This window comes from Pantoea sp. (assembly GCF_032114055.1).
Taxonomy (GTDB): Bacteria; Pseudomonadota; Gammaproteobacteria; order Enterobacterales; family Enterobacteriaceae; genus Pantoea.
Window position 1 is genome coordinate 256,146 of record NZ_DAMCTB010000005.1, and the last position, 15,397, is coordinate 271,542.

A 15,397-nucleotide genomic window follows, 5' to 3' on the forward strand; every position below is an offset into this window, starting at 1 on the left:
CGTGAAAAAAGATTGTTCAGTGAGCCGGGGTTATCCAGTAAAAGAAAACCTTCTGTGGGTCCGTCGGGAATGGCGCATTCAACGGGCAGGGGAGTGTCTGTTAATCGTGCTGGTGCTGCTGGGAGCCTGCGGACTCTTCTCTAAAGGGATCCTGAGCGACAGTCGCACCCGTTCAGCGGATGGCAGCATTCAGGTGGCGTATGAGCGGTTTGGCCGCGTTGAAAGCAATATGGATATGCGTATTCGCTATCATGCACCTGCGGGGGACCGTTTTTTCACTATTACGCTCGGCGGCGGAGCACTGGAGAAGCTGGAAATCCAGACGCTGCAGCCTCAGCCGCAGGTGGCGGAGACGATCGGCAGCGATCTGCGGCTGACCTTTTCTGCCGCAAATACCGGCCCGGATCACGCGATCTGGATCGGGTTACAGCCACGCAGTGCGGGCCGCATTCACGTAGCCATTCATGGCGGCAACGCATCGCAGGTTCATTTTACGCAATGGGTCTATCCCTGACCGGGGCACATTATGGAAACAGTATTACGGGCGGCAGCTATCTATCTGGTACTGATGGTGGTGTTCAAAATTGCGGGCAGACGTACGCTGCTGCAGATGACCTCATTTGACCTGATTCTGCTGCTCATCATCAGTGAAGCGACCCAGCAGGCGCTGCTGGGCGACGATTTCTCAGTCACCGGCGCGACGCTGACCATCATTACGCTGGTGACGATCGACATTGTGCTGGGCAAAGTAAAAAATCGTTTTCCGGTGGTGGAGCAGATGCTCGATGGCGGCCCGGTGATTCTGGTGGAGCATGGCAATATGCTGACCGACCGCATGAAGATGACAGGTGTCAGTGCAGACGATGTGCTGGAAGCGGCGCGCTCCGGTCCAGGGCTGGAGCGGTTCGACCAGATTAAATATGCGGTGCTGGAGATAAATGGTCACATCTCAATTATTCCCCGCCCGGATGCGTAGCCGCGAGCGCGGAACCCTGTCCCGGATTGCCATCTTCTGCGATTGCCTTGCGGCGCTGTAAGTTTTCCTGGTGATTCTGCGAATGTGCGCCAGGATTAATAAACCACCCACGCAACTTATCTGAGCTGGCCTGACACTCAATCAGGGTTATGCTTCATAGTCAGGTTTATGTGAATGAATTTAATCGTTTTACCTTTTATCCCGTCACCGGCTGGCACATCGGGCCTCTGAACAATCATCAGGCACTGGTATTGCAGTTTGGCTATGTCGATCCAGACGCACCGGATGCGCAGGCGCCGCAGGAATCACGCTTTTTTGGCCTGACTCTGGATATGGCCAGAGCCCTGGTCAGCCATCTCTCCGAACAGATTGCCTCTGCGGAAAACGACGCCAGTCCCGCCTCCAGACAATAACGGTCAGACAGAACGTCCGATGTCCTACCGCCATGCAATTGTGCGTTCTGTTCCCTGTCCGGCGCGGCATCGTTGCGTATGCCGCTTCAGCCGGCTTTAACCATGACGCGCTTTACCGTTCCGCCGTTGCCGCAGAGGGCGGCTGTCCAGTGTCTGCCGATCCGGTGCCGCATCCTTCTTAGCGGGCGCAGCAAATTTTTGTGCCGTTCTGCTGTCCAGACCGGTTAACGGAAAGGCCGATGGGGCAGGGCGTCAGGTGCTGAAGGGCCGCCCTTCTGTTGCCTGACCTGAACAGCCAGCCCCATCGTCTACACTGCTAAAAGAACAACCCACGTTAAGGCGACGCGATGACAGAACACGAATTCAGAAATTTATTAGCTGAACAGGGCTTTGACCCGCCGCTGCTGGTGGAGCGCGCAGCCTCCACTGAGCTGGACAATCACGTTCATCCCTTCGAAGCGCTGGCACTGATTCTGAGTGGCGATATCACCATCAGCACTGAACAGGGCGAGAGTACCTATCACCCGGGTGAGACTTTTCACCTGCAGCCAAATGAGTTGCACCGTGAGGCGTTCGGCCCTCAGGGTGTACGCTATCTGGCAGGACGTAAATATGAGTAACTGGCTTTCAGCATGAGAGATGTCGAGGATCTTTTTACCCGCCTGGCGCGTTCGCCGTTTCGCCAGCGTTTTCGTCTGGGACGGACTGAATTTGATTATGCATCCGGCAAAGATGAGGCAGTCTTACGCCAGCACGCGGCCGGATTTGTGGCACAACGTCTGGCGCCAGCCGAACCGGAAAATGACGGCCGGCAGACACCGATGCGCGGTCACCCGGTGTTTATCGCGCAGCACGCGACGGCGACCTGCTGTCGCGGCTGTCTGAGCAAATGGCACCACATTGACCAGCATCAGCCACTCAGCGCGGAACAGCAGGCTTATGTGGTCGCGGTGCTGCTGCAGTGGATTCATCAGCAGCTGCAGAAACCGGCGCCGCCCGCTCGTGTGCGTCGCACTAAACCAGAACAGGACGACGACCCGCAGCTCGCCCTGTGGTAATGAACAAAAAAGCTACAGCCAGCGGCTTTTTCTGGTGAAAACTGGCCCTTTTTCATTCCTGGTTTATTCTTAAATCTTTCCTGGAAACGCTATGCCAGGATTAAAATCTACACGGCAACAATGAATACAGAGGGAATTATGAAGAAATCAATTATTGCACTGTCTGCTATTTTACTGGCTTCGCCGGTTTTTGCTGCTACCACCACAGACAACACCGTTGCGGAAGCGCATAAAGGCGCAGACACCGCAAAAGAAAAGCTGCACAAAGCGCAGCACGAAGGCCAGGAGATGAAGCTGAAATCTGAGCACGCTGCCGAAGGCAAAAGCCACACGACCGGCAGCAAAATCACTGAAGGCGCTCAGGAAGGCTGGAACAAAACCAAAGAAGGCACCGAGAAAGGCTGGGATAAAACCAGGCAGGGTGCTGAAGAGCTGAAAAACAAAGCGACCAACTGATTCGCTGCTGTTTTCAGACAAGAAAAAACCCACCTGCTGGTGGGTTTTTTTATGCCAGTTGCGCATTACGCTTTATTTTCCGCCGCCTTACTTTCTGCGGCCTCTCTTTCCGCTGCCGCTAACGCCGAGACTTTAATCTCAGCCTCAGCAGCAGCGTCTGCGGCAGCGGAAGCCGCTTCAGCCGCCGCCTCTGCGGCAGTTTCAGATTGCTTCTTGCCTTCCTCGATCACTTCTTCATCAATGACTTCAATATTTTCGCGGTTATCGCGGCCGGAAAGCAGATTCCAGCAGGCAATAAACAGGGCCGCAATGACCGGTCCAATTACAAAACCGTTGATGCCGTAGATCTCCATGCCCCCCAGAGTGGCGATCAGGATCATATAATCGGGCATCTTGGTGTCTTTGCCGACCAGCAGCGGACGCAGAATGTTATCGACCAGGCCCACAATCACCACGAAGAAACCGACCAGGAACAGCCCTTTCCAGACGGCACCGGTGGCAAAGAAGAAGATCGCGGCAGGCACCCAGATGATGGCTGAACCAACCGCCGGAATCAGTGAGAGGAATGCCATCAGGGCACCCCACAGCAGACTGCCGTCAATATCGGTAAACCAGAACGCCAGCCCGCCGAGAATACCCTGAACGATACCGACCACCACCGTGCCTTTCACTGTCGCACGGGCTACAGCGGCAAACTTCACCAGCAGGTGGTGTTTTACGTAGGTCGAAAGCGGCAACGCTTCCAGAATCAGATGCACCAGATAGGAGCCGTCTTTCAGCAGGAAGAACAGCAGATAGAGCATCACGCCAAAGCCGATAGTAAAGCTGAAGGTCCCTTTACCAATGACAAAGGCGCTGCCTGCGACATACTGACCGCCTTTCAGGGCAAACGAGGAGAGCTTCTGCTGAATCTCTGCGGTGCTGTCCAGATTATTTTCAGCCAGATAGTGTTTCGCCCACCGGGGCAGGTGCTGCAGCAGATCGGCGAAAACCGCCGGGAACTGGGCTGAGTTGGTCTGGAGTTTGTGATAGACCGCGTTGGTTTCAACCACCAGCGATGAGGCGATAATGGCCAGCGGCGTAAACACGATCAGGCAGATAAAGAGCAGCGTGATCAGCGCGGCCAGGCCATTACGATCGCCCATGCGGGTCCGCAGGATCGTTTTCAGCGGGTGGAAAATGACCGCCAGAATCGCCGCCCAGAGGATCGGGGAGAAATAGGGCGAAAGCACATCAAAGAAAGCGACGGTGGCGACCGCCAGAATTAAAAGGAAAAACCCGATGTTCAATCCTTTAAAACGCATTGAAAAACCTCATCTGAAACATGCTCTGATAAAACTGATGCGCGACTGGTCACGGTCTGGACGGGCTCAGGCCACGGCTTTATCGCAGATTGGCGTCCAGAGTTAACCGTAAATACGCTGCCGTTTACAGCGTCGTACTGACTAACAGGTTGAAAGATCAGGCAGAAAGCGTGAACGTGCCGTGCGCGTTCGCTGCATGACTTTCGGCGGGTAACAGACGGCGACAGGCTGCCGTGCGCTGAATCCTACATTAGCGTAGCGGTTTCGACCATTATTGGTAGTTCAGAGCCTCATGATCTCTGCGGAGGCTGCCGATAATCCGGTTAACCGGACAAAAAACAGGCAGTGAAACATGAATACACAACGCGTCATCCTGCTGCTGGCGCTGGTCGTCACCGGCTGCGCCACCAAGCACTATCCGCAGTCGGCGACGGTCACGCCAGAAGAGTCAGCGATGCTGAGCTGCAGCGCGCTGGATCAGGAGCTGATCAGAGCACACAACGTAGAGCATGATATTGAACAGACCGGCCAGTTTGATGCACTGACCGTACTGGGCTTTGTCGGTGATTTCGGGCTGGGCAATGGCATTGCGAAATACAGTGCCAGCCAGAAAGCCGAGCGGCGGCTGACCCAGCTGCAGTCGCTGAAAGCCGCAAAATGCAGCCAGCGGCTTTCATAGCAGACTGTGCCAGGTCAGCCAGGCATCTGTTTGCTGAGATGCTGCTGCCGGACATTCTCCGCGGCGCGTTTACCGGCCAGGAAGGCGTGGTCGGAATTGTAGTACTCCCACTCACTGTAGCGGCCTGACAGATGAATATCCTGCGTCAGGAGCCACTGGCGAATCAGTGCGACGTTATCGCTGCGCGCATGGTCGTAGACCACGTAAGCGTAGGGCATATCAACCTCGGAGGCGCAGAGCAGTGGATCCTCAGCGGTTATCATGCCGACCCGGATGCAATCCTGACGGCAGCGCTCGATCAGCGCATCGCCTGTCAGTGGCAGCGGATGGGCGGCGTTATAGGTAATTTCACAGGTTAAGCCAAAACCGCCGGGTGGATTGCAATGCGGGCTGGCATTCCCCTGCACAAAAATGCGATGAAACAGCGTATCGCCAGGGTAGTAAATCCAGTGTTTTTCGGTCAGGTCTGCCCGACCAATCCCCAGATTTACGCAGCGCACAGAGACAAACTGAAGCTGTTGTGCCGCCTGTTGCACCTTCTCCGGCACCTCGTCGCCCATCAGTTTAATCAGCTCCGGGAGCGGCATAGTGCTGATCAGCTGTTCGTAGCGGTAGTGCCGGCCATCCGCCAGCAGCGCGACATGCGCCTGGGGATAGAGGCGGGTCAGGCTGGCATCCGTTTCCAGCGTACATTTCAGATGCGGTAAAAAGCCGGACATCAGTGCCTGGAAGCCACCGCGGAGTGGATAGCCAAAACGCGCGTTCGGGCCGACGGGCTTCGCCAGCGGTTGCAGCGCCCCGTCAATGATCTGCGCCAGATCAGGCAGGGGGACGCGTCCGCCCAGCCACGACGTTTCCATGTCGGTCAGTGGCACTTTCCACAGTTTCTGGTTGTAGGGCAGGGCGAAGTGACGCGCGATACCTTTGCCCCAGGTTCGCATGATGAAGTGCTGGAAATCCTCATCGCCAGCGACGTCGCCCGTGCTGCTGCCCTCATCGGGAATTACGCCATCAGCGCAGCAATCCCGCCGCGTCCGGGTCCGGTCCAGCGGTGTGGCGGTAGACGTTGTTTCACCGTAACGCGCCTCGATAGCCCCCAGCACGCACTCTTTGACGACCCCGACGGGCAAGCCATGCAGTGCGGACTGGAAAGGATAACGGGTATAAATCCCGTCGCTATAAACCCAGGCTTCACGATCCTGCCAGTGCAGATTATCGCCCAGCAGCATCTCATAAAGCCCTAATACATAGGGGTCCTGCGAGAACATGATGTGACCGGCATAATCGAAGGTGAATCCCCGATCGTTAATGGATCGGCACCAGCCACCGGGTGTGCCATTTTTCTCCAGCAGCACTGCGCCTTCGCCATAGTGATAACCGGCACTCAGTCCGGTCGGCCCCGCGCCGACAATCAGACAGGGTACCGCTTCACTTTCCAGCATTGCGGGCGTCAGCAGCGTAACGTTTCCCTGCAGCCCTGCCGGACCCGACGCCTCGGCAACGGGCTGACGCTGCGTCAGCGCCTGCTGAATCAGCCTGTGGATCTGCTCTGCGGTGCGATCCCACGAGGTGGCATCCACTTTTTCCTGCATCCGGCCTGCCAGTACCCGCCGTTCTGCAGCACTCATCGCCATCGCCTGTTCACAGGCGGTGATAAAGTCAGCGTGGGTCTCTGCCACCGCCACCTCCTCTGCGTAGTGGCGTGCCACATCAACAATGGCGGTACTGACAATCGGCAGTTGCGCCGCCATATACTCCAGCACCTTGGTTGGCGAGATATAGCGGGTCGAGGCATTAATGGCAAATGGCATCAGGCAGACATCCCAGCCTGCCAGAAACTGCGGCAGCGCCTGGTAAGGTTGCTGGCCGAGCCAGTGAATATTATCGCGCTGTGGCAGGCTGGCAGGATCGATTTTCACCACCGGCCCGACCATCACAATCTGCCATTCCGGATGACTGTCTGCCAGCGCCGCAATCAGCGGCAGGTCGATGCGCTCATCCAGCACGCCGTAATACCCCAGACGCCGCGCCGGAATGGTATCCTGCAGCGGATGATGGTTACTGCGGTCGCGCGCCTGCTCAAAATGGATTGCATCAACGCTGCTGGGGAAGCAGTAAACCTGCGGATGTTTATCGCGTTTAGCTTCATAGAGGCTGGTGCCGCCAGTGAAAACCAGACTGGCGCGTGCCATCAGCGCCGATTCACGCTGCTGGAGTTGACGGGGCGCATTCCGGAAGGCGGAAAGCTCATCCATACAGTCATAAATCACCAGTGCCGGATCAAACGGTGTAAGCAACGGCAGCGCCATCGGCGTATAGAACCAGATTAACGGCTGTTCACCCTCCTCCAGCAGTGGCGTCAGCAGCAACAGTAGCGGGGCGATCTGGCTGTCATGAAAACCGGGTGCGTCGCTATCCGTATGCGGCTGGATCACCGTGATATTAGCAGCAGGTGAACTCTGATGCAGGCCCGGCGGCCCCGCCTGCCAGACCGGCTCCTCAATAAATATCACGCGATAGTGCTGCGCCAGCCGTGTCAGTAACTGCTGCGGCCGCTGGAAAACAAATCCCCAGCGCAGATGGCTGAATACAAGCAGAACAGGTGGCTTCATAGTGTGCTCCTGACGTTGATGGTGTTGAGCGTGGATGTGCTGTAAAAAGCGTTGCGACTGACGGAGTGCCTCAGCATAGGGCTGCTGCAACTGGCGGGCGTAAGGATCCGGCCCCAGCCGATCGAGATCCCATAATCCGCTGCGGGTCCAGAAGGTCGTTTCTTCCCATAACGGGCGGTCGAGGATCGGATAGAGGCAGATGCCGAGTAGCTCAACGCCTGCCAGCTGGGCCTGCGCAACCTCTGCTGCAATGTCACGAATCCAGGCTCCGCGTCCACTGCCGACGTGGCTCGTTTCAGCCAGCAGCAGCGGTCGCTGGTAACGCTGCCAGACCTGCTGCAGCATCAGATGCAGCGGCTGGCGGCGAGCGTCGCCCAGATGCCAGTAGAGCCGCCGGTTTGAGCCCTGCTCCCACTGGTTGTCGTGGTAGTAATTAACGCCGACCAGGTCGAGATAGCGGGGGACGCCGCCCAGTTCCGGATTGCGTCGGCCGCTCAGCATGTCCCACGCCTGATACTGGGTATCGCACAGCGCGCGCGCCACATCGGATCCGGCAGGATCGGCGGGATCGGGTGCAATATGAATCAGCGGATCGCAGTGCAGCAGACGCGCACGCGGATCCGCCAGCCAGATCGCATCACAGGCGGCCAGCGTCGCGCGTACCAGCTGCTGTTTGGCGGCATCCGCCGGATCCGTCTCCGGAACGTCGTCACAGGCGAACAGCCCGACCGAGATGCCCCAGCTGACAAACGAGATCTCATTCATCGGCGAATAGACCGGTGGCTGCCGATATAAGGGGGCCAGAAAGCGGGCCAGTGCACCGCAGAAAGCGGCGAAACGGCTGACAAAATCGCGATCAAACAGGCTGAGGCCCTCAGGCCAGCCGTAGTGACAGATCGTCCAGCTCAGCTGGATGCCCTGCTGCTCTGCGGCCTGCATCCGGGCGGCAACGGAGGAGAAGTCGTAGAGGCCATCGCGCTCACACAACCGCCAGCCCACGCTTTCGCGCACGGTGCGAAGTGAGAAGGGTGCCAGTGCGGCATAATCTTCTGCTGCCCGCGCCTGATGCTGATTGAGCGCGTTCATGGATAGCGCAAGACCCGCCGGATTAATGTGATCCGCGCCTTCGTAACCGGCCTGCCAGAAACTGGAAAAGGGCGTCATGGCATCTCCCGAAAAAAGCCAACAGGATCCCCGCTGACGAGCCGTTGCAGAACGGGTCAGGGAGTTGAGTATGCAAAGCAGACTGGCCGCTCTGAACGGACGGGCGATCCTTGCCATAAGCCACAGTGAGTCCTGTGGAAAATGCACGAATGAGATAGCAGATGTTAAATGGACACGCTATCGGCAGGAAAAGGCTGAGTTTCCGGGCGGCTAACCGGTTTCAGGAAGCCTTACCGGAAAGTATAGGCTGAGAAAGTTGCATGACAAGGCATTGAAGTGAAAAGAAAAAAAACGAAGCGGCAAAAATAATCCAGCCAAAATCAGGCGGATCTGTACTCTTTTTTCCAGAAAACGGAATAAGCGCAGCGTAAATCCATCTGAGCCTGTTTTCAGCTTTATTAACCTTTTCCTCTACATGCGGGCAGGTCAGACTTACCGTCTTCAGCTCTGCTGCTTCGCTTGCCTTTTATCCGGCCGACGCCAGAATTGATTTATCACTGGCCTGAATCGCCGAATCATCAACAAGCCTGTGAAGAGGCGCTTATTACAGGACGTTTAGCAGACTATGTTCTCATTTGACTGGCATCGATTTTTACTTAATGACCAACCGGCCACCTTTCTGTTTGAGGTGATGGCGCGGGTCCTGATCGCTTATCTGGTGGTCTTTACCTTTCTGAAAGTGTCCGGCCGGCGCGGTGTGCGTCAGCTGTCGCTGTTTGAACTGGTCGTGATTCTGACGCTGGGGTCGGCATCCGGTGACGTAACGTTTTACGACGATGTACCGGTGCTGCCGGTCATCATGGTGTTTGTGGTGCTGCTGGCGCTGTACCGGCTGACGACCTGGCTGACGGCACACAGCCCGCGCTTTTCCCGGCTGATTCAGGGCGACGTTATTACCCTGATTCAGGAAGGCGTGTATGTGCTGGAGAGTCTGGACCGGCTCAATATTTCCGAAGATGAGTTTTATATGGAGCTGCGTCAGAGCGGCGTTGAGCATCTGGGCCAGATCCGGCTGGCGCTGGTCGAGGTTGATGGTCAGCTCAGCCTCTACTTTTATGACGATGACGAAATGCGCGCCGGATTAAGTGTGCTGCCTCCCGCGCACCGGCAGGATTACAGCCGCGTGCCGCACAGCGCACTCTACGCCTGTACCCGTTGTGGCATGACGCAAAGGATTGAGGCGCAGCAGCAGGCCGTCTGTCCGCGCTGTCAGCGACAGCGCTGGTCTGCGGCACTAAGCGTACGCCGTCTGCATTAAGGAGCAGCCCGCGTCCCGTTAACTGCTGTTAAATACGTCGCAGTCTGTTGCTGCTCCCCACATAACTTTGCCTGTTACTGACAGAAAACGAAAACCTTTCGGGCAGGATAACCGCACCGTTTCTGCTGAGGTGTGCGTATGAAAGTGAGGCTGGCCAGTGCATTACTGTTTTTATTTCTTTCCTGTGGCGCATTTGCACAACAGGTGATCGGTGAAAGTCATCCGCACTTGCGCAGTGCGCGATGGCTGGAGCAGGGGAGTCAGGTAGATACGGCGGACTCGCCGGATGAACATCTGCTGGAAAGGCGGGAGTGGCGAAGCAGCCTGCAACGCAGGCCGTCCTGAATCCGGTTCCCGGCAGAGAGGTCTGCCGGGAATGCCGGCGCGACGCTGGCGCGCCTGAAGCGCTGATATTATATCGTCGCCTGGGTGGCGGCCATGCCGGGAACCAGAATGATCTTGCGGCACTCCTCTTCACGTTTGGCGAAAATGTCATAGCCACGAGCGGCATCTTCCAGCGGCAGATGGTGGGTGACAATCTCCTCTGGCGTCAGATGCCCCTGCTCGATCAGCGTCAGCAGGTCAGGCAGATAAGCGTGAACGTGCGTCTGCCCCATCTTAAAGGTCAGCCCTTTGTCGAAGGCATCACCAAACAGGAAGCCGTGAATAAATCCGGCATAAACACCCGGTACGCTGACGATACCGCCACGACGTACCGCGGCAATACACTGACGCAGCGCCTTGCCGCTGCTGCCCTCCAGTTTGAGGTTGGTGAGCACCGTCTCCGTCAGGCTGCCTTTTGCCTCGAACCCGACGGCGTCGATCACCGCATCCACACCCCGGTTGCCAGTGCTGTGTTCGATGATCCAGCCAGCCGGATCGTCAATGTCGTCGAAGTTAATCGGGATGACACCGTAGCGTTCGCGGGCAAAGTCCAGACGGTAGTTATTGTGGTCAATCATGAAAATCTGTTCGGCACCCTGCTGACGGGCGCAGGCGGCACTCAGCAGGCCCACTGGCCCCGCCCCGAAAATCGCCAGGCTGGAGCCTGGTTTCACTTCGGCATTTTTTACCGCCTGCCAGGCCGTAGGCAGAATGTCTGACAGGAACAGCACTTTCTCATCTGACAACACCGACGGCACCTTAAACGGGCCGGTATTAGCCTTCGGCACCCGTACATACTCTGCCTGGCCGCCGGGCACGCCGCCATAAAGCTTACTGAAGCCAAACAGCGCCGCAGGTGGCGTAATGTTTTTGCGGTTCAGGATCGCGCCCCGACCGCTGTTGGTATTTTCGCAGGCAGCATACTGATTCAGCAGACAGAAAAAACAGTCACCACAGGCGATAACGAATGGAATCACCACCCGATCGCCTTTGGCCACGGCTGTCACGGCGCTGCCGGTCTCAACCACTTCACCCATAAATTCATGACCAAAGATATCACCATGCCCGGTTCCGGGAATCTTGCCCCGATAGAGGTGCAGATCGGAGCCGCAAATCGCGGTGGCGGTGACGCGCAGAATAATATCATCTGCGGCTTCCAGCCCCGGGTCCGGTACGTTATCCACGCTGACTTTATGCGGGCCGTGATAGGTTAATGCTTTCATCTGTTTATCTCCTGCTGATAGGGGAACGGCGGTCAGACCGGAGGAGCTGACCGCCGGCGGGGAAGCGTCAGGCAACCTGAAATTGAAACCTGCCTGAAGTGTAGTAACCCTTTACAGAGTAAGCAGAGCGGTATCGGGCCGGACGGTTTCAGCCGGGCTGGCAGGGCGGATGCACCTGACTGGTGGTCGCTGCCACGGTGGGGACGTCGGGCTGCCAGTGCCTCAGGTCGGCCAGCGCCCGCCGGTAGTCCGTGTCGATCTGAGCCGGAACCTGTTCGAGGTAGTGATACGCGTGTGCCCGCGTTTCCCCCGTAAGCTGTTGCAGATAGTGACGGGCATCATTCAGCGTCGGGATATGGCCCTCAACGCCCGCCATCCGTGCAGGCAGGCCGGTCCAGATCAGACCTTCAATGCCCTTTGCCTGCGCCCATGCCGCCAGCGGCCCGGCGGCGGTGTCGGTCACGGTCATCATGCCAATGCCGTCGACGCGACTGTCTGGAATCGCCTCACGAATGCGCAGGGCACGGCAGGCGCTTTCCAGCGATGCGGTGTTCAGCCACGCCCAGAGCACCGGCACCGGACGGGCATTGAGGCAGATGGCTGTCGAGAGTTCGCCGCCATCTGCGATACGCACGAATTCAATCGGTACAGCAGGACCATCATGGTGCCACTGGCTGGCTACCGGCAGTGCGCCGGTTTTCCAGATCAACGAGCCCCATCCAAGGCAGGCAATTTTCATTCTTTTCTCCTGAGTACCGGCAGGCGTTATCGCGACGCCGTTCGTTAAAGCGTAGACCGTTGCGCTAATCCGTTACAGGGATCGCTTTTTCAGGACGGAAATTCCTCGGCAAAGATGGCATGATTGCCGCGCGTGACGCTGCACAACCTGACGATTTTTTCAGCAATGTATGCGTGTTTATCAGCACGGCTTGAACTTTTATCGTCAGGTAGTGTAAAAAGTGGCGCACGCAAACGATTACCTATGCGCGGAGGAGCAGTCAGCATCACGGCTGATTTCTCTGGTGGCAGCTGCGGCGCACGGCAGGGGGAGATGACCTGCCTGACGCCTCAGGTTACTGGCGGCTTTTAATACGGAATATCTGATGAAAACCACGCAAACTGGCACGCTGGGCGTGCCTGAAAGGGGCGTCGATACAGAATGGCGTAAAACAGACACCATGTGGATGCTGGGCCTGTATGGCACCGCAATAGGCGCGGGTGTGCTGTTTCTGCCCATTAATGCGGGTGTCGGTGGACTGGTTCCGTTGATTATTATGGCAATACTGGCGTTTCCGCTGACCTTTTACGCGCATCGCGCCCTGACACGGTTTGTCCTCTCTGGTAAAAATCCCGCTGGTGACATCACGGAAGTCGTCGAGGAGCATTTTGGCGTCGGCGCGGGCAAAGTCATTACGCTGCTCTATTTCTTCGCTATTTACCCAATCCTGCTGATGTACAGTGTGGCGATTACCAACACGGTAGAGAGCCTGATGGTCAACCAGCTCGGTCTGGTGCCGCCGCCTCGCGCGCTGCTATCGCTGCTGCTGATTGTCGGATTGATGACTATCGTGCGGTTTGGCGAAAAGATGATCGTCAAAGCAATGAGCGTGCTGGTTTACCCTTTTGTCGCGGTACTGATGCTGATGGCCTGCTACCTGATCCCGCACTGGCACGGCGCGGCGTTCTCTACGCTCAACATTCAGCCTGCGGGCAGCAGCCTGTGGATGACGCTGTGGCTGGCAATCCCGGTGATGGTCTTTTCATTTAATCATTCACCTATTATCTCTTCTTTTGCGCTGGCAAAGCGTGAAGAGTATGGCGACGCCGCAGAGAAAAAATGTTCACGGATTCTGGCCTGCTCGCATCTGATGATGGTGGTCACGGTGATGTTCTTTGTATTCAGCTGCGTGCTGAGCCTGTCACCGGCAGATCTGCAGGCGGCCAAGGCGCAGAACATCACCATCCTCTCCTATCTGGCCAACCATTTTCAGGTGCCGATGATCGCCTGGCTCGGGCCGCTGATTGCTATCGTGGCGATCACCAAATCGTTCCTGGGTCACTACCTGGGTGCGCGTGAAGGGTTTAACGGCATGATGAACAAGGCGCTGCGCAGCCGGGGCAAAAGCCTCGCGCCCGCACGACTGAATCGCCTGACGACTCTCTTTATGCTGCTGACCACCTGGCTGGTCGCGACGCTGGACCCGAATATTCTCGGCATGATTGAAACGCTTGGCGGACCGGTCATCGCCATGATCCTGTTCCTGATGCCCATGTATGCCATTCAGAAAGTCCCGGCAATGCGGCAGTACAGCGGCAAAATCAGCAACCTGTTTGTGGTGCTGATTGGGCTGGTTGCGATCTCCGCCATTTTCTATTCACTGGTGAAGTAATCCGAATGGCACATCTCCCCGAACCGGGATGTGCCTGCTGCCTTTCCTCCGACTTTCCTCTTCTTGCCCTGACCGGTTGGAGGCGGGCAGCAGGGCATGCCTTTCAGACGCATCTGGTCAGCAATAGTTACATTTCCTGCCGTTTCACATGGTAAAGTAAACGCGAATAATTATTATTTCTTTGAAGGACAGGAGAAACATGAAACTCGGGATTGCTGCTGCCACCACGCTTTTACTCTCTGCCACCTGTGCCGCAACCACCTATCCGGTCACGGTGACCGACATGGATGGTCAGAAAATTACGCTGCAGAAGGAGCCACAGCATGTGATTTTGCAGGATGGCCGCGACGTGATGGCGCTGGCATTACTGGATAGACACAATCCGTTTCAGCGGGTCGTGGCCTGGAACAATCTGCCGAAGAAGCAGGATACCCAGACCTGGGATCTGCTCAAGCAGCGCTGGCCGCAGGCGACATCAATTGTGGATATGGGCTTCAACGATCAGGGACAGGTGAACCTGGAGAGTGTGCTGGCGAAACAGCCGGATCTGATGATTGCGCAGCTGCGTGCGAAACCGGCGCTGGCCCAGTCGGGCGTGCTTGCCACCCTGAAAAATCTCCACATCCCGGTGCTGTTCCTGGATGATGAGCTTCATCCGAAAGAGAACACGCTGAAGAGCGTGAAGGTGCTGGGCACCGTGCTGAACCGTGAAGCCGAGGCGAAAGAGTACGCTGATTTTTACCAGCAGCGCTGGGAGATGCTTCAGCAGAAGATTGCAGGTGTGTCACACAAGCTAACGGTCTTTATTGAACCCATTGCCGGTAACAGCGACAGCTGCTGCTTTACTCACGGTCACAACGGCTGGGGCGCGCTGGTGGAAGCGGTCGGCGGAAAAAATATCGGCTCTTCGCTGCTGCCCGGCAGTTCAGGCTTTGTGTCGCTGGAAAAGATTATTGCCATGAAGCCGGATGTCTACATCATGACCGGTTCTAAGCGTCCGAACAGCAACGTGCTGCCGTTTGGCTATGGTGCCAGTCAGAGCGATATCACTGCCACCTTTAACCGCCTGCAGAGCCGCACCGGGGTGGCGCAGATTGAACCGGTGAAACAGAAACGGGTCTATGGTGTTTACCACCATTTCTATAATCATCCCTACAACATCATTGGCATGGAAATTCTGGCAAAAGATCTCTATCCGGAGAGCTTCCGGGATCTCGATCCTGCCGCCGATTACCATCACATCGTGACACGCTTTACGGGATTACCGGATGCGCCAGTGATCCTCAGTACCCCCTGAGTGAAACGCGTATAGTAGCCTGATGCGTTTCAGCGTGATCGGCCGGGCGGAGGCCTCTCTGTCCGGCTGGTGACCCTGTTGGCGTTAACGGGCGTGGCCGATGTTAAGAAAACGATAAGTAAGCGTAATTCTGTGTAAGTTGCTGGTTTTTAAGATTATTACCGATGATTAACGCATCAGGGA

The 15,397-nt window shown here is 56.8% G+C and carries 14 protein-coding genes; 10 read left to right on the forward strand and 4 right to left on the reverse strand.

Annotated features, from left to right (window positions below; translation table 11 throughout):
- Position 1 precedes the first annotated feature (1 nt).
- From RT657_RS11185 to RT657_RS11210, 6 genes are all read left to right on the forward strand, one after another.
- A complete protein-coding gene (locus tag RT657_RS11185) occupies positions 2-514 on the forward strand; it encodes a hypothetical protein (RefSeq protein ID WP_313654537.1) in 513 nt (170 codons plus the stop codon).
- A gap of 12 nt (positions 515-526) precedes the next feature.
- Positions 527-976: a YetF domain-containing protein gene (locus tag RT657_RS11190; RefSeq protein ID WP_313654538.1), complete on the forward strand. Its 450-nt coding sequence runs from the start codon at positions 527-529 to the stop codon at positions 974-976.
- 170 nt (positions 977-1,146) lie between these two features.
- Positions 1,147-1,389, forward strand: a complete 243-nt coding sequence (locus RT657_RS11195) for a hypothetical protein (protein WP_313654539.1) — start codon at positions 1,147-1,149, stop codon at positions 1,387-1,389.
- Positions 1,390-1,736: 347 nt separating this feature from the next.
- Positions 1,737-2,009, forward strand: a complete 273-nt coding sequence (locus tag RT657_RS11200) for an AraC family ligand binding domain-containing protein (RefSeq protein ID WP_313654540.1) — start codon at positions 1,737-1,739, stop codon at positions 2,007-2,009.
- Positions 2,010-2,021: 12 nt separating this feature from the next.
- A complete protein-coding gene (locus RT657_RS11205) occupies positions 2,022-2,447 on the forward strand; it encodes a DUF4186 domain-containing protein (protein WP_313654541.1) in 426 nt (141 codons plus the stop codon).
- A gap of 138 nt (positions 2,448-2,585) precedes the next feature.
- Positions 2,586-2,903, forward strand: coding sequence for a hypothetical protein (locus RT657_RS11210; protein WP_313654542.1), 318 nt, complete (start codon positions 2,586-2,588; stop codon positions 2,901-2,903).
- A gap of 65 nt (positions 2,904-2,968) precedes the next feature.
- Here the strand turns inward: RT657_RS11210 and RT657_RS11215 are convergent, their stop codons facing one another.
- Complete coding sequence (locus tag RT657_RS11215) at positions 2,969-4,207, reverse strand: AI-2E family transporter (RefSeq protein WP_313654543.1); 1,239 nt, start codon at positions 4,205-4,207, stop codon at positions 2,969-2,971.
- Between the two features lie 352 nt (positions 4,208-4,559).
- On the opposite strand from RT657_RS11215, the gene RT657_RS11220 reads away from it, so the two are divergent.
- Positions 4,560-4,886 (forward strand): hypothetical protein, encoded by a 327-nt coding sequence (locus tag RT657_RS11220; protein ID WP_313654544.1) that lies wholly within the window; start codon positions 4,560-4,562, stop codon positions 4,884-4,886.
- A 14-nt stretch (positions 4,887-4,900) separates the two neighbouring features.
- Here RT657_RS11220 and RT657_RS11225 read toward each other — a convergent pair whose 3' ends face one another.
- Positions 4,901-8,662: an NAD(P)-binding protein gene (locus RT657_RS11225; RefSeq protein WP_313654546.1), complete on the reverse strand. Its 3,762-nt coding sequence runs from the start codon at positions 8,660-8,662 to the stop codon at positions 4,901-4,903.
- Between the two features lie 565 nt (positions 8,663-9,227).
- On the opposite strand from RT657_RS11225, the gene RT657_RS11230 reads away from it, so the two are divergent.
- Entirely contained in the window at positions 9,228-9,920 is a 693-nt protein-coding gene (locus RT657_RS11230; protein WP_313654548.1) for a DUF421 domain-containing protein, read from the forward strand.
- Between the two features lie 413 nt (positions 9,921-10,333).
- Here the strand turns inward: RT657_RS11230 and RT657_RS11235 are convergent, their stop codons facing one another.
- Together RT657_RS11235 and RT657_RS11240 are read right to left on the reverse strand one after the other, a co-directional pair.
- Positions 10,334-11,527, reverse strand: coding sequence for a zinc-dependent alcohol dehydrogenase (locus tag RT657_RS11235; protein ID WP_313654549.1), 1,194 nt, complete (start codon positions 11,525-11,527; stop codon positions 10,334-10,336).
- 148 nt (positions 11,528-11,675) lie between these two features.
- Positions 11,676-12,266 carry a hypothetical protein gene (locus RT657_RS11240; RefSeq protein ID WP_313654550.1) on the reverse strand — a complete coding sequence of 197 codons (591 nt, stop codon included), beginning with the start codon at positions 12,264-12,266 and terminating at the stop codon, positions 11,676-11,678.
- Positions 12,267-12,630: 364 nt separating this feature from the next.
- Between RT657_RS11240 and RT657_RS11245 the strand changes: the two genes are divergently transcribed.
- Both RT657_RS11245 and RT657_RS11250 read left to right on the forward strand, forming a co-directional pair.
- Positions 12,631-13,917 (forward strand): HAAAP family serine/threonine permease, encoded by a 1,287-nt coding sequence (locus RT657_RS11245; RefSeq protein WP_313654551.1) that lies wholly within the window; start codon positions 12,631-12,633, stop codon positions 13,915-13,917.
- Positions 13,918-14,116: 199 nt separating this feature from the next.
- On the forward strand, positions 14,117-15,214 hold the full coding sequence (locus tag RT657_RS11250) for an ABC transporter substrate-binding protein (protein ID WP_313654552.1): 1,098 nt from the start codon (positions 14,117-14,119) through the stop codon (positions 15,212-15,214).
- Positions 15,215-15,397 lie beyond the last annotated feature (183 nt).

Bases quoted from the DNA above. Each gene is read 5' to 3' on its own strand.
- RT657_RS11210 (WP_313654542.1), top strand. From the start codon at position 2,586: ATGAAGAAATCAATTATTGCACTGTCTGCTATTTTACTGGCTTCGCCG.
- RT657_RS11240 (WP_313654550.1), bottom strand. From the start codon at position 12,266: ATGAAAATTGCCTGCCTTGGATGGGGCTCGTTGATCTGGAAAACCGGC.
- RT657_RS11200 (WP_313654540.1), top strand. From the start codon at position 1,737: ATGACAGAACACGAATTCAGAAATTTATTAGCTGAACAGGGCTTTGAC.
- RT657_RS11215 (WP_313654543.1), bottom strand. From the start codon at position 4,207: ATGCGTTTTAAAGGATTGAACATCGGGTTTTTCCTTTTAATTCTGGCG.
- RT657_RS11190 (WP_313654538.1), top strand. From the start codon at position 527: ATGGAAACAGTATTACGGGCGGCAGCTATCTATCTGGTACTGATGGTG.
- RT657_RS11245 (WP_313654551.1), top strand. From the start codon at position 12,631: ATGAAAACCACGCAAACTGGCACGCTGGGCGTGCCTGAAAGGGGCGTC.
- RT657_RS11250 (WP_313654552.1), top strand. From the start codon at position 14,117: ATGAAACTCGGGATTGCTGCTGCCACCACGCTTTTACTCTCTGCCACC.
- RT657_RS11220 (WP_313654544.1), top strand. From the start codon at position 4,560: ATGAATACACAACGCGTCATCCTGCTGCTGGCGCTGGTCGTCACCGGC.
- RT657_RS11205 (WP_313654541.1), top strand. From the start codon at position 2,022: ATGAGAGATGTCGAGGATCTTTTTACCCGCCTGGCGCGTTCGCCGTTT.
- RT657_RS11235 (WP_313654549.1), bottom strand. From the start codon at position 11,527: ATGAAAGCATTAACCTATCACGGCCCGCATAAAGTCAGCGTGGATAAC.
- RT657_RS11225 (WP_313654546.1), bottom strand. From the start codon at position 8,662: ATGACGCCCTTTTCCAGTTTCTGGCAGGCCGGTTACGAAGGCGCGGAT.
- RT657_RS11230 (WP_313654548.1), top strand. From the start codon at position 9,228: ATGTTCTCATTTGACTGGCATCGATTTTTACTTAATGACCAACCGGCC.